Origin of the sequence: Amycolatopsis sp. BJA-103, assembly GCF_002849735.1 — a bacterium.
Classification (GTDB): Bacteria; Actinomycetota; Actinomycetes; order Mycobacteriales; family Pseudonocardiaceae; genus Amycolatopsis.
Map to the genome: position 1 here is coordinate 8838443 of NZ_CP017780.1, position 13917 is coordinate 8852359.

Below are 13917 nucleotides of genomic sequence, written 5' to 3' on the forward strand. Positions count from 1 at the left end.
CTCGGAAGAAGGGGCCTTCACCGGCTTTCACTCGGTGCGCAGGCTCTCCGCCTTCGCCGCCGAGCGCACGAACGGCAGCGTGGACGCCGTCACCAGCAGCACCATCACGATCGCCGCCGCGGCGAGCACCCCGACCGCGGTCCAGTCGATGTACACCGCGTCCCAGAACATCCGCCTGCCCACCGCGGCGATCCCGATCCCGGTGGCCGTCGCGATCACCATCCCCAGCAGCAACGGGATCCCGTTCTGCCACACCAGGGACCGGAGGATCACGCGCACCGGGACCCCGGTGGCGGACAGTGCGCCCAGCGCCCGCCGCCGTTCCCGCACCTGTTCCTGGGCGAGCACGAGCAGGCTCACCCCGGCCAGCAGCAGGACGAACAGCGCGCCGCCGAGCAGGATGTTCCGCGCGTCCCCGAACATCCGGGCCTCGTCGGTGATCCGCTTCTCGTTGTACGCGGCCACCGTGGCCTCCCAGCCGAGCGGGGCGACCGAGTTCCGCACCAGTTCGACGAAGTCGGGATCCCCGGTCCCGTCACGCAGGCTCACCGTGACCGAGGCGCCGGACAGGTCGGCACCTGCCATCGCCGACGGTGTCACGAACACGCGCACCGCGAGCAACTGGGTGATCCCCGACGGCTTCCCGCCGAACGGCCGCGGCGTGGCCGGAACGGTCCAGGGCTGTTCCCGCTTGGTGTCGTCGGTCAGCGTCACCGACTGTCCTTTGTGGAGTGACACCGATTCGGTGAACACGTCGCCGTCCCGGCAGCCCGTGACCCCCGTCGACGCTTCGATCGTGGGGCAGTCGGCGACGGCGAGCGCGGCGAGGGCGTCCGCGGGATTCGTGGTGACGAACAGCGAGCGCACGCTCTGGACATCGGCGGAGCCCGGCACCGCGCGTACCGCGGCCACCGCCTTGTCCGCCACCGGGCCCTCGGCGTAGACCATCGTCCGGCCGTCCGTCGTGTCCTGGTACTTGTCCTGCGACGCGACCTGGCCCGCCATCAGGCTCTGCAACCCGATCGCCCCGGCGAGCACCACGCAGAGGCCCGCGACCACCCGCGACGGCGTCCCGCTGTCGGTCCGCAGGCGGCGGATCGCGAGCTGGAACGACGGTGACCCGCCCTTGATCCGTGACACGACGCGGTCCAGCAGCCACGGCAGCAGCGCCGGGATCCCGAGCATCAGCAGGACCACCCCGGCGATCAGCGCCGCCCGGCCGAGTTCGCTCGCCACGCCGAAATCCGGGAGCACCAAGGCGAGTCCGGCGACGACCGGCAGCAGCCGCCACCACAACCGCCGCTTCGGCGGCGCGGACTCGCGGACGACGCCGAGCGGTTCGACGATCGTGTGCCGCTGGGCGAACCACGCCGTCACCACGGTCAGCGCGGGGACGAGGAGCACGATCAGCACGACCAGTGGCCACGCCGGTGTGAGGTCCTTCGGGTAGAGCCCGAAGCGGAACACCTGGAAGTTCGTCACCGCGCCGCGGAAGAGCAGGAACAACGCGGCGCCGGTGACGAGCCCGGCCGCGGCGCCCACGAGCGATTCCGCCGCGGTGATCCGGCGCAGCTGGCCTGCGGACGAGCCTGCCAGCCGCAACGCGGCGAGGCGCCGGTCCCGGGTGGCGCCGCCGAGCCGGGAGATCGTCCCGATGAAGATGAACACCGGTGTGAGCAGGACGAAGAGCCCGATCAGCAGGAGCGCCAGGACTCCCTTTTCGACCATGTCGTCATAGCCGCGCTCGGCGCCGAAGCCGTAGACCATCGGCCCGGACTGCAGCGTGCCTGAGCCGACGTAGGCGACCAGGTCGTTCGGATTGAGCATGGTCTCCGCGGCGATGACCCCGACCGGGTTGCCGGGGAGCCGCGGCCGCAGCAGGCCGCTGGTGTCGGCCGCGACGAGTTCGTCCAGCTTCGGCGAAAGGAAGACCTCGCCCGGCGCGGGCAGCCGGTCCACACCCGGCGGGATCGGCGAGTTCGGCCCGGTGGGCCGCAGGTGGACGAGCGAGATCGCCTGACCGCGGAAGTCGGTCGTCGCCGGGAGGTAGGCCAGCGGGGCGACGCCCGGGATCGGCTTGCTCTGCACGTACGAGGCGAACGCCCGCTGGTCCCGGTTCTCCGTGATGGTGCCCGCGGAGGCGCCGGTCAGCAGGATCGCCACCGCGAGCCCGATGCCGACGGCGCCCAGGACCAGCCTGACGATCGAGCCCCGGCCACCCCCGACGGCCAGCCGGAACCCCAGCAACAGGTCTTCGCGTCCGGTCACCGGGTCACCACCGGTTCACGTGTCCGGCCGTCCCGCACGATGACCTCCCGGTCGGAGTAGGCGGCCACCCGCGGTTCGTGGGTGACCAGGACGACGGCGGCGTCGGTCTGCTTCGCCGTCTCGGAAAGCAGGCGCATGACGCGCTCGCCGCTGAGCGTGTCCAGCGCGCCCGTGGGCTCGTCGGCGAAGATCACCGACGGTTCGGTGATCAGCGCCCTGGCCATGGCGACCCGCTGGCTCTGCCCGCCTGACACCTGTCCGGGGGTGCTGTCGTCCGAGTCGCCGACTTCCAGCCTGTCGAGCCAGTCCCGCGCGAGCCGCTCGGCGGGACGGCGTTTCATCCCGCCGAGCCGCAACGGCAACGCGACGTTTTCCAGGCAGGTCAGTTCCGGCACGAGCTGCCCGAACTGGAAGACGAAACCGAATTCGGTGCGCCGCAAGGCACTGCGTTCGCTGTCGGTCATGTTCGCGAGCTCGCGGCCGCGGAACAGCACCTCGCCGCGGTCGGGGCGCAGGATGCCGGACAGGCAGTGCAGCAGGGTCGACTTCCCCGAGCCCGACGGGCCCATGATCGCGACGATCTCCCCGGCTTCGAGCGTCAGCCCGGCCCCGGCGAGCGCCTGATCGGGGCCGAAAGCCTTGTGCAGGCCCAGCCCTTGTAACAACGGTGTTTCCACTTCGTGGTCCCCAGGGTTTCAGTGCGCCAGCTGGCGCGCGAGATCGTCGAGGCGGGCCGCGGTGAGCTCCAGCCACCGCAGATCCGCCTCCAGGTGGAACAGCGCGTGATCGCAGATGAGCTGGTCGGCGAGGTCGCCGCCGGTTTTGCGGGCGGTGAGCTCACGCATGGCGCGGAGGTGGGAGCCACGCTGGGCGTCGAGCAGGTCCTGGGCGCCCCGGCCGGAGAGGATCGCGAGCACGACCTTGGTGTAGAGCGTGTTCTGCAGGTAGACCGAGGGATTTTCCGGGCTTTTCAGCCATTCTTCGACGTTGGTGACGCCGGCGTCGGTGATCGCGTACCGCTTCCGGTCCGGACCGCCGCCCGCCTCGACGCCGTTCTCTTCGACGAGACCGTTTTTCAGGAGCCGGTTCAGCGTCGAATAGACCTGCCCGTAGTGCAGCGGGCGGTCCTGCCGGAACTGCTTGTCGTAGAGCTGTTTGAGGTCGTAACCGTGCTTGGGGCCGGCTTCGAGCAGGCCGAGCAGGGTGTTCCCGATGGACATGCGGCGACTATACACAGTGTGTATACGCACCGTCTATACACCGGGTGTATAGCTGCTGAAGGGGCCTTTCGCCGCGTCGCATGAGGTGAAAGCTCCCTTCACCGCGTCGCATGAGGGGAAAGGCCCCTTCAGCTCCTCGCGCCACCCTCTGACTGTTGAAAGGGGCTTTCGCGGCATCTGACGTCCCGAAAGTGGCTTTCGCGGCATCTGACGTCCCGAAAGTGGCTTTCGCGACGTTTGCGGCGGGCCGTCCAGAGCTGGGGCTGAAGGGAGCCTTCGCCGCATGACATGAGGTGAAAGCTCCCTTCACCGCGTCGCATGAGGGGAAAGGCCCCTTCAGCTCCTCGCGCCACCTCACCGTGTGACGTCCGCCGGGGGTGGGCAATGTCAAACGCCTGAAACATTCAGGAGTTTCCAGGTAACACGGCCTACCTACCTTCAGGCGCAATCGACGCCTGGAGGAGGTGCCCGTGCCGCTCGCCGCTCCCGCCCGAACCGCGGTGGACACGCACTGCCCGTACTGCGCCTTGCAGTGCGGAATGAGCCTCGACGGCGCCCGGGTCGCCCCGCGCGACTTCCCGGTCAACGCGGGTGGTCTGTGCCAGAAGGGCTGGACGTCGGGAGAACTCCTTACTTCCCCTTCCCGCCTGACGACCCCGCTGATCCGCATCGACGGCGAACTCCGGCCCGCGACCTGGGAGCAGGCACTCGACCTCGTCGCGCGGCGGCTCGCCGGGATCCGCGCGGCCAAGGGCGCCGACTCGGTCGCCGTCTTCGGCGGCGGCGGGCTCACCAACGAAAAGGCCTACCTGCTGGGGAAATTCGCCCGTGTCGCGCTGGGTACCTCGCAGATCGACTACAACGGCCGGTTCTGCATGTCTTCGGCGGCCGCAGCCGGAATCAAGGCTTTCGGCGCCGACCGCGGGATGCCGTTCCCGGTCACGGATCTCGCCGACGCCGACGCCGTCCTGCTGATCGGCGCGAACCCGGCCGAGACGATGCCGCCGTTCACACAACATCTCAAGCGCGCGGACCTGATCGTCGTCGACCCCCGCCGGACCCCGACCGCCGAACTGGCCGGATTGCACCTCGCGCCCGCGCCCGGCACCGATCTCGCTCTCGCGCAAGGGATCCTGCACGCCGTCGTCGCCGACGGGCTGCTCGATCAGTCCTATATAGACGAACGCACGAACGGCTTCGAGGAACTGTGGCGTTCGGTCGCGGCGTGGTGGCCGGAGCGCGTCGAGCAGGTCACCGGGGTCTCCGCCGCGGACCAGCGCCGCGTCGCCGCCAAACTCGCCTCGGCCCGCAACGCCTACGTCCTCACCGCACGCGGCACCGAACAGCACGCCAACGGCACGGCGATGGTCAACGCCTGGATCAATCTCGCGCTCGCGCTCGGGCTTCCCGGTCGTAAGGGATCCGGGTTCGGCTGCCTGACCGGCCAGGGCAACGGACAGGGCGGACGTGAGCACGGGCAGAAGGCCGACCAGCTGCCCGGCTACCGTAAGATCGACGACCCCGCCGCCCGCGCGTACGTCGCCGGAGTCTGGGGTGTGCCGCCGGAATCCCTGCCGGGGCCGGGGCGTTCGGCCGTCGAACTGCTGGAAGCGCTCGGCACCGAAGACGGACCGAGCGCGTTGATGGTGTTCGGCAGCAACCTCGTCGTTTCGTCCCCCGGGGCGGGAAAGATCCAGGATCACGTGTCCTCTTTGGACTTCCTGGTGGTCTCGGACCTCGTCCTGTCGGAGACCGCGGCGATGGCCGACGTCGTCCTGCCGGTCACCCAGTGGGCCGAGGAAGACGGCACGATGACCAATCTCGAAGGCCGGATCCTCCTGCGGCGCAAGGCGATCGACCCGCCGTCCGGAGTGCGGACCGATCTGTTCGTGCTTTCCGAACTCGCCCGGCGGCTAGGTCAGCCCGAAGGCCGGTTCCCCGCCGACGCGGAGACCGTCTTCACCGAGCTTCGCCGGGCGTCCAAGGGTGGTGTCGCCGACTATTCGGGCGTCACCTACGACAGGCTCCGCGACGGCGAGGCGCTGTACTGGCCCGTCCCGGCGGAAACGCATCCCGGCACGCCGCGGATGTTCCTCGGCTCCTTCGCGCACCCGGACGGCCGCGCGCGGTTCGTGCCGGTGGACCACGTCGGCCCGGCCGAGCCGCCCGACGCCGAATTCCCCTTGCAGGCCACCACCGGCCGGGTCCTGCAGCACTACCAGTCCGGGGCGCAGACCCGGCTGGTCAAGGAGCTGAACGACGTCGTAGCGGAGGCCTTCGTGGAAGTTCATCCCGACACCGCCGCCCGGGCTGGGCTGGCCGAGGGCGACCTCGCGGTCGTGCGGTCCCGGCGCGGGGAGACCGTCGCCCGGGTCCGTTGCGTGCCGTCGCTGCGCCCGGACCTGGTGTTCCTGCCGTTCCACTTCCCCGGTGAGGGCAGGGCGAACCTGCTGACCAATCCGGCACTCGACCCGACGAGCCGGATGCCCGAGTTCAAGGTGTGCGCGGTCGCGCTCGCCCCCGTCGAGGTCGTCGCGTGAGCCCCCGGTCGGTGGTCATCGCCGGATACGGGATGGCGGGCGCCCGGCTGGCGGACGACATCCGCCGCCGCGATCCCGACGGCGAACGCGTCCGGCTCACCGTCGTCGGCGCCGAGACGCACGCCGCCTACAACCGGGTGCTGCTGTCTTCGGTGGTCGCCGGGACCATGCGGCCCGAGGTCGTCCGGCTCCACGACGAAGACTGGCCGACCCGCACCGGAGCCGATCTGCGTCGCGGGGTCGCCGCGACGGCGATCGACCGCGCGGCCCGGCGAGTACACCTCGACGACGGGTCCACTGTGGACTACGACGCGCTCGTGCTCGCCACCGGAGCCAATCCGTGGATGCCGCCGGTCGAAGGTCTCGAAGCCGGTACGGACGTCGTCGCGTTCCGCACGCTCGACGACTGCGCCCGGATCCTCGACGCCGCCAAACTGGGCGCACCGGTCGCCGTACTCGGCGGCGGGCTCCTCGGCCTGGAGGCGGCGCGAGGCCTCGCGGGGCGCGGAAACCTCGTCACCGTCGTGCATCCGATGCCGCACATCATGGAACGTCAGCTGGATGCGGAATCCGCGCGGGTGCTGACCAGGAAGCTCGAAGAACTCGGCGTCGGCTTCCGGCTCGGTGTCGGAGCGGCGCGCTACGTCAGCGGCGACGGGCTCAAACTCGACGACGGCACGCACGTCCCCGCCGATCTCATCGTCGTCTCGACCGGTGTCCGCGCCGAGACGAAACTGGCCGTGGACGCCGGGCTGACCGTCGACGGCGGCATCGTCGTCGACGATCTGCTGCGCACCAGCGACGGCCGGATCCACGCGATCGGCGACTGCGCCCGGCATCCCGGTGCTTTCGGCGGTCTCGTGCAGCCCGCGTGGGAACAGGCCGCCGTCGTCGCGGATCTGGTCACCGGGACGAAATCCGCGTCGCGCTACCACGGCACCCAGGCGGTGACGCGGCTGAAGGCCCGCGGCATCGACCTCACCGCGCTCGGCGAGACGATGACCGGCGCGGACGACCCGACCGCCGAGGTGCTCACCTTCAGCGACCCGGCGGGCTGCCGCTACGGCAAGCTCGTCGTCCGCGAAAACAAGGTGGCGGGGGCGATCCTGCTCGGCCTGCCCGACGCGGCCGCGACGATCACGCAACTCTACGACCGGGGCACACCGGTGCCCGAAGACCGGCTCGCCGTCCTTCTGGGGCGTGCGCTGCCCGCCGGGGCGCCGTCGGCGTCGAGCCCGGCCGATCTGCCCGCGTCGGCGGTCATCTGCCGCTGCAACGCGGTGACCAAGGGACGGCTCGTCGAGGCCTGGCGTGCCGGTGCCACCGACGTTCCCGCCCTCGCCGGGGCGACCCGCGCGACGACCGGCTGCGGCGGCTGCAAGGACGCCGTCGGCGGAGTCGCGAAATGGCTGGCCGCCCAGTGAACCCGAACGCATCCACCAAGGAGGACCGCATGGCAGCTCGTGGGAAGCGCTGGATCGAGCACTGGGATCCGGAAAACGAGCAGTTCTGGGAGGAGACCGGGAAGAAGGTCGCCCGGCGCAACCTCTGGTTCTCCATCCTGGCCGAGCACATCGGCTTCTCCGTCTGGACACTGTGGTCGGTCATGGTCCTGTTCATGGGACCGCAGTACGGTTTCTCGGCTGCGGACAAGTTCCTGCTCGTCTCGACGCCGACCGTGATCGGCGCGCTCATGCGGCCTCTGTACACCTTCGCCGTCGCGAGGTTCGGCGGCCGGAACTGGACGATCGTCAGCGCGTTGCTGCTGCTGGCACCCACCGCGCTGGCCGCGATCGCGATGGAACCGGGCACCTCGCTCGGCACGTTCCTGCTGATCGCCGCGCTCGGCGGGGTCGGCGGCGGCAACTTCGCGTCCTCGATGACCAACATCAACGCGTTCTACCCCGAGAAGCACAAGGGCTGGGCGCTCGGGCTCAACGCGGGCGGCGGGAACCTCGGCGTGGCGGCGATCCAGCTGATCGGCCTGCTGGTGATCGGCACCGTCGGCGCGACCGCGCCCCGGCTGGTGCTCGCGATCTACCTCCCGCTGATCGTCCTCGCCGCGACCTGCGCGTACTTCTTCATGGACAACCTCGCCTCGATGAAGGGCGACACCAAGGCGATGCGCGAGGTCGTCAAGGATCCGCACACCTGGGTGATGTCGTTCCTCTACGTCGGCACGTTCGGTTCGTTCATCGGCTACAGCTTCGCGTTCGGCCTGGTGCTGCAGAACCAGTTCGGCCGGACACCGTTGCAGGCGGCCGCGGTGACGTTCCTCGGGCCGCTCCTCGGCTCGTTCTCGCGGCCGGCGGGCGGCTGGCTGTCCGACCGGATCGGCGGCGGCAAGGTCACCTTCGTGACGTTCGTCGGGATGGCCGCGGCGACCGTGGTGCTGATCCTGGCCTCGACGTCGAATTCGCTGGCGTTGTTCACCGTCGCCTTCATCGTGCTGTTCGTGCTCACCGGCATCGGCAACGGCTCGACGTACAAGATGATCCCGGCGATCTTCCGCGCCAAGGCGAAGGTCGCGATCAGCGAGGGCGCGGACGAGGCGCTCGAAATGCTCAAGGCGCGCAAGCTTTCCGGCGCGCTGATCGGGCTGGCCGGGGCGATCGGCGCACTCGGCGGGCTGTTCATCAACCTGGCCTTCCGGCAGTCGTTCGCGGACACCAAGAGCGGGGTCCCGGCGTTCGTCGCCTTCCTCGTCTTCTACGGGCTGTGCTTCGCCGTCACCTGGGCGGTGTACCTGCGCAAACAGCAGACGGAGGTGGCGAGCACCCGAGGTCTGGCGCTCGCCGGAGCGGAGGTCTGATGCGGAAACTCGTCGTCGCGGGACACGGTATGGTCGCGCACCGGCTCGTGGAGGCCGTGCGCGCGGAGGACAAGACCGGCGAATGGCAGGTCGTGGTACTCGCCGAGGAGGCGCGCCCCGCCTACGACCGGGTCGCCCTGACGTCCTATGTGGACACTTGGGATCCGGTGTCGCTGGCCCTGGAAGGCGCCGACTACGCCGGTGACTCGCTGGTCGAACTGCGGCTCGGTGACGCGGTGACGTCGGTGGACCGGGAGCGCAAGGTGGTCGTCACCGAGTCCGGGTACGAGCAGCCGTACGACGCGCTCGTCCTCGCGACCGGCTCGCGGCCGTTCGTGCCGCCGGTGCCGGGACATGATCTTCCCGGCTGTTTCGTCTACCGGACGATCGAAGATCTCGACGCCATCCGGGAAGCCGCCCAGCGGCCCGGCCGCGGTCGCCGGTCGGCGGTCGTGATCGGTGGTGGGCTCCTGGGTTTGGAAGCCGCGAAAGCGTTGCGGGACATGGGACTCTCGCCGCACGTGGTCGAGATGGCGCCGCGGCTGATGCCGCTGCAGGTCGACGAGGGTGGCGGCGGTCTGCTGCGGCGACTCATCACCGAGCTCGACGTCACCGTCCACACGGGAACGTCGACCGACGCGATCGAGCCGGACGGCGAACGCTACATCGCCAAGCTCGGCAACGGCACGGAACTCGACGTCGACCTGGTCGTGTTCTCCGCCGGCATCCGGCCGCGTGACGACCTCGCGCGTTCGTCCGGGCTGGAGGTCGGCGCGCGGGGCGGCATCCTGGTCGACAACTCCTGCCGGACGTCCGATCCGGCGGTGTACGCGATCGGCGAATGCGCGGCCGTGGACGGCAAGGTGTACGGCATCGTCGCGCCCGGCTACGCGATGGCGGAGATCGTCGCCGCGCGGCTGACCGGCGGCGAGGGCACGTTCCCCGAGCCGGACATGTCGACGAAGCTCAAGCTCATGGGTGTCGACGTCGCCAGCTTCGGCGACGCGCACGCCGCGACCGAGGGCGCGCTGGAGGTCGCGTTCAACGACGCCGTCGCCGGGACCTACAAGAAACTCGTGATCTCGGACGACTCGAAGACGTTGCTCGGCGGGGTGCTGGTCGGCGACGCGAGCGAGTTCAACACGCTGCGCGCGATGGTCGGCAGGCCGCTGCCCGCCGAACCGGGCGCGATCCTCGCCCCGGCCGGTGGCGGGGCCGCTGTCGGTGTCGACGCGCTGCCCGACGCCGCGCAGATCTGTTCGTGCAACGCGGTTTCCAAAGGCGCCATCACGCACGCGATCACCGAAGACGGCTGCGATTCGGTCGCCAAGATCAAGGGCTGCACGCGGGCGGGCACGGCGTGCGGATCCTGTGTCCCGCTGCTGGGCAAGCTGCTGACGGCTTGCGGCGTCGAGCAGTCGAAGGCACTGTGCGAGCACTTCTCGCAGTCGCGCGCGGAACTGTTCCAGATCCTTCAGGCCACACGGATCAGCACGTTCAGCGAGATGATCGACCGCTACGGTTCCGGAACCGGCTGCGCGATCTGCAAACCGGCGATCGCGTCGATCCTGGCCACGCTGGGCAACGGGCACATCCTCGCCGGTGAGCAGGCGACGCTGCAGGACACCAACGACAAGTTCCTGGCGAACCTGCAGCGCAACGGCACCTACTCGGTGGTCCCGCGCATCCCCGGCGGCGAGGTCACGCCGGAGAAGCTCATGGTGATCGCGCAGGTGGCGATGGACTTCGGGCTGTACACCAAGATCACCGGCGGGCAGCGGATCGACCTGTTCGGCGCCACCGTCGACCAGCTCCCGCTGATCTGGCGGCGGCTCGTCGACGCCGGGTTCGAGTCGGGGCACGCGTACGGGAAGTCGTTGCGCACGGTCAAATCCTGTGTCGGCTCGACGTGGTGTCGCTACGGCGTTCAGGACAGCGTCGGCCTCGCGATCGAACTGGAGCTGCGCTATCGGGGACTGCGGTCGCCGCACAAGCTGAAGTCCGCGGTCTCGGGCTGCGCACGGGAATGCGCCGAGGCGCGGAGCAAGGACTTCGGCGTCATCGCCACCGACAAGGGCTGGAACCTGTACGTCGGCGGGAACGGCGGCGCGACCCCGCGCCACGCGGATCTGCTGGTGTCCGAAGTGGACACCGAGACGCTGATCCGGACGATCGACCGGTTCCTGATGTTCTACGTCCGCACGGCCGACCGGTTGCAGCGCACCGCGCCGTGGGTCGAGGAGATGGACGGCGGTCTCGACCACCTGCGCGCGGTGATCGTCGACGACAGGCTCGGCATCTGCGAGGACCTGGACGCGGCGATGGCCAAGCACGTCGGCGACTACGCCGACGAATGGCGCGGGGTGCTGGAGGATCCGGAGAAGCTGGCGAAGTTCAGTTCGTTCGTCAACGCGCCGGGCACGCCGGACCCGACGATCTCGTTCCGCACCGAACGCGACCAGAAGGTGCCCGTGCTGCTGGGCATCCCGGAGGTGAAACAGTGACGACTTCGATCGAGCGCACCTGGACCGCCGTCTGCGCGGCGGGCGCCGTCCCCGAATGGTCCGGGGTCGCGGCCCTGCTCGACGACGGGGTCCAGGTGGCGATCTTCCGGCTGCCCGGCGACCGGTGGTACGCACTGTCCAATATGGATCCGGTCAGTGGTGCCGCGGTGCTCTCGCGGGGGATCGTCGGTGACGCCGGCGGTGTCCCGGTGGTGGCTTCGCCGGTGTACAAGGAACGGTTCGATTTGCGGACCGGCGCCTGCCTCGATGCCGAAGGTGTCTCGGTCGAGGCGTACGGGGTCCGGGTCTCCGGGGGCGTGGTGGAGGTCGAGGCTTCACCGTGACGGAAGTCCCTCCCCTGGCGGGATTCGTCATCGGGATCACGGCGGCGCGGCGGGCGGACGAGCTCGGCGCGCTGTTCGTGCGCAAGGGCGCGACCGTCCGGTACGGCCCGGCGATCCGGATCGTGCCGCTGGCCGACGACACCGAACTGCGGTCGGCGACCATGCGCCTGCTTCAGGACCGGGTCGACGCCGTCGTCGCGACGACCGGGATCGGTTTCCGCGGCTGGACCGAAGCGGCCGAAGGCTGGGGGCTGGGGGAAGAACTGCTGGAGCGGCTGGGGGAGTCGTCACTGCTCGCGCGAGGACCGAAGGCCAAAGGCGCGATCCGCGCGGCCGGGCTCTCGGAGGACTACTCGCCCGCGTCGGAGAGCAACGCCGAGGTGCTGCGGCATCTGCTCGAATCCGGTGTGGACGGCCAGCGGATCGCGGTGCAGCTGCACGGCGAGCCGCTTCCGTACTTTGTGGACAGTCTTCGCGCGGCGGGGGCCGAGGTGATCGAGGTGCCGGTGTACCGCTGGGTCGGCCCGGCCGATCCCGGCCCGCTGGACAGGCTGCTGGACGCCGTCCTCGACGGCTCGGTGCACGCGCTGCCGTTCACCAGCGCGCCCGCCGCCGCGTCGATGCTGGCGATGGCGAGGCGGACCGGGCGGCTGCCGGGAATCGTGCGGGCACTGGAGAAACGGGTCGTGGCGGCCTGCGTCGGGCCGATCACCGCGGGGCCGTTGGCCGCGCTCGGGATCCCGACGGTCCAGCCCGCGCGGTCGCGGATCGGGGCGCTGGCGCGGACGGTGTCCGAAGCGCTCGAAGCCCGTTCGTCGCGGCTTTCGGCAGGCGGGCGGAGCATCGAACTGCGTGGTCAGGCGGCGATGGTCGACGGGCAGTGGTGCGACATCGCGCCCGCACCGATGGCGCTGTTGCGGGCACTGGCGGAGTCCCCGGGGCGGGTGTTCTCGCGGCGGGAGCTGATCTCCGCGTTGCCCGATGGCGGCGAAGAGCACGCCGTCGAAACCGCCATCGGGCGCCTCCGAAGCTCCCTGGGTGCCCCGAAACTCGTCCAGACGGTGGTGAAACGGGGCTACCGCCTGGCCGTCGACCCGTGACGGGCTAGGAGAAGATGACGCGGTGGTCGGGGAACTCCCGGGCGGAGGCGACGCGGGCGGCCTCCGCCTCGGCCGCCTTCCGCACGGCCGGGCGGACGGCGTCGAACGGGGTGACGGTGAAGTCGAGCCGCTTCTTCCCGCTCGCCTTGGCCCGCCAGACCCCGGCGATCTCGCCGTCGGCCAGCAGGACGCCGGGGTTGCCGAGGATCTTCCAGACCTCCTTCCGCCTGGCCTTGTCCGGCACCAGAACGGCACGATCCCGCGCCTGGACGAACGGGTCCAGCGGAGGCAGCAGGCGGACCACGTCCGGCTCCGGCGGGTTCTCCAGCAGCGGTACCCGGTCCTCCGGCAGGAAGGCCTTCTTGCCGTCGACCCGGACCTCGACCAGACCGTCCGGCCACATCGCGTCGACGCCGGTGCGGGTCGTACCGACGTAGACGGCGGCGTCACCGGGGGCGGCCGGACCGTTGATCCGCAGGTAGCCCTCGACGACGCGAGTGGCCGCTTCGACGTCCGGCGCGGTTTTGAGCCTGCCCCGCTCTTCCAGCGGTGCCAACGTGGCCGGGGTCGCACCCGGTTCGAGCCGGACGCCGGCGTGGATCGACGCGACCCGCATCAACTGCTCGTAGATGTGGACGACACCGCAGCCCCGGCAGGCGTACGAGAGCCCTTCGGGGATCAGTTTCGTGACGGCGCCGCTCACCGTTCCCTTGGTCTGCACACCGGTGACGGCCCGGCGGATCGCCTTCGCCGCGGTGAACAGCGCGTCCGTCGCGGACATCCCCGCGTCCTCGACCTGCTTGCGCTGCCAGAGGATCCGGGCCATCGCGTCCTTCTCGTCGAGCGGGACGAGCGCCGCCCTGATCGCGTCCAGTTCCGCGCGGCGGTGGAAATGCGGGGCGCCGCGATGCGTCCAGGCGAGTACGAACCGATCGTCGTCCCAGACCGCGGGCGTCACGTCGCCGTCGAGACGGGCGGCGAGGCCCAGCAGCGCGGTGTCGCGCACGGAATCCTGCAGGCCGAGGTCGAACACGGCCGCCGCGGCCGGGTCCGTCTCCTCGCGGTGCAGCCCGTGCGCCGCGATCCGGTACGCCAGCACCTGCTCGCGATCGACCTCGAGCACTTGTCC

10 protein-coding genes are annotated in these 13917 nt (G+C 70.3%); 6 read left to right on the plus strand and 4 right to left on the minus strand.

Annotated features, from left to right (window positions below; translation table 11 throughout):
- Positions 1 to 27: 27 nt before the first annotated feature.
- The 3 genes from BKN51_RS40150 to BKN51_RS40160 are packed head-to-tail and all read right to left on the minus strand — an operon-like array spanning position 28 to position 3488.
- Positions 28 to 2268 (minus strand): FtsX-like permease family protein, encoded by a 2241-nt coding sequence (locus BKN51_RS40150; RefSeq protein WP_101612524.1) that lies wholly within the window; start codon positions 2266 to 2268, stop codon positions 28 to 30.
- Positions 2265 to 2945, minus strand: a complete 681-nt coding sequence (locus BKN51_RS40155) for an ABC transporter ATP-binding protein (protein WP_101612525.1) — start codon at positions 2943 to 2945, stop codon at positions 2265 to 2267. The genes BKN51_RS40150 and BKN51_RS40155 overlap by 4 nt, the downstream gene beginning before the upstream one ends.
- An 18-nt stretch (positions 2946 to 2963) precedes the next feature.
- Positions 2964 to 3488, minus strand: a complete 525-nt coding sequence (locus BKN51_RS40160) for a PadR family transcriptional regulator (protein ID WP_101612526.1) — start codon at positions 3486 to 3488, stop codon at positions 2964 to 2966.
- A gap of 470 nt (positions 3489 to 3958) precedes the next feature.
- On the opposite strand from BKN51_RS40160, the gene BKN51_RS40165 reads away from it, so the two are divergent.
- From BKN51_RS40165 to BKN51_RS40190, 6 genes are read left to right on the plus strand one after another with little or no spacing between them, the layout of a single operon-like run.
- Positions 3959 to 6028: a molybdopterin oxidoreductase family protein gene (locus BKN51_RS40165; RefSeq protein ID WP_168214503.1), complete on the plus strand. Its 2070-nt coding sequence runs from the start codon at positions 3959 to 3961 to the stop codon at positions 6026 to 6028.
- Positions 6025 to 7452 (plus strand): FAD-dependent oxidoreductase, encoded by a 1428-nt coding sequence (locus tag BKN51_RS40170; RefSeq protein WP_101612528.1) that lies wholly within the window; start codon positions 6025 to 6027, stop codon positions 7450 to 7452. Before BKN51_RS40165 ends, BKN51_RS40170 begins: the two co-directional genes overlap by 4 nt.
- Positions 7453 to 7481: 29 nt before the next feature.
- Complete coding sequence (locus BKN51_RS40175) at positions 7482 to 8840, plus strand: nitrate/nitrite transporter (RefSeq protein ID WP_101613747.1); 1359 nt, start codon at positions 7482 to 7484, stop codon at positions 8838 to 8840.
- Positions 8840 to 11344, plus strand: a complete 2505-nt coding sequence (gene nirB, locus BKN51_RS40180; RefSeq protein ID WP_101612529.1) for a nitrite reductase large subunit NirB — start codon at positions 8840 to 8842, stop codon at positions 11342 to 11344. The genes BKN51_RS40175 and nirB overlap by 1 nt, the downstream gene beginning before the upstream one ends.
- Positions 11341 to 11688, plus strand: coding sequence for a nitrite reductase small subunit NirD (gene nirD, locus BKN51_RS40185; protein ID WP_101612530.1), 348 nt, complete (start codon positions 11341 to 11343; stop codon positions 11686 to 11688). Before nirB ends, nirD begins: the two co-directional genes overlap by 4 nt.
- Positions 11685 to 12788 carry a uroporphyrinogen-III synthase gene (locus BKN51_RS40190; protein ID WP_101612531.1) on the plus strand — a complete coding sequence of 368 codons (1104 nt, stop codon included), beginning with the start codon at positions 11685 to 11687 and terminating at the stop codon, positions 12786 to 12788. Before nirD ends, BKN51_RS40190 begins: the two co-directional genes overlap by 4 nt.
- A gap of 4 nt (positions 12789 to 12792) precedes the next feature.
- Here the strand turns inward: BKN51_RS40190 and BKN51_RS40195 are convergent, their stop codons facing one another.
- Positions 12793 to 13911, minus strand: a complete 1119-nt coding sequence (locus BKN51_RS40195) for a DNA glycosylase AlkZ-like family protein (RefSeq protein ID WP_101612532.1) — start codon at positions 13909 to 13911, stop codon at positions 12793 to 12795.
- Positions 13912 to 13917 lie beyond the last annotated feature (6 nt).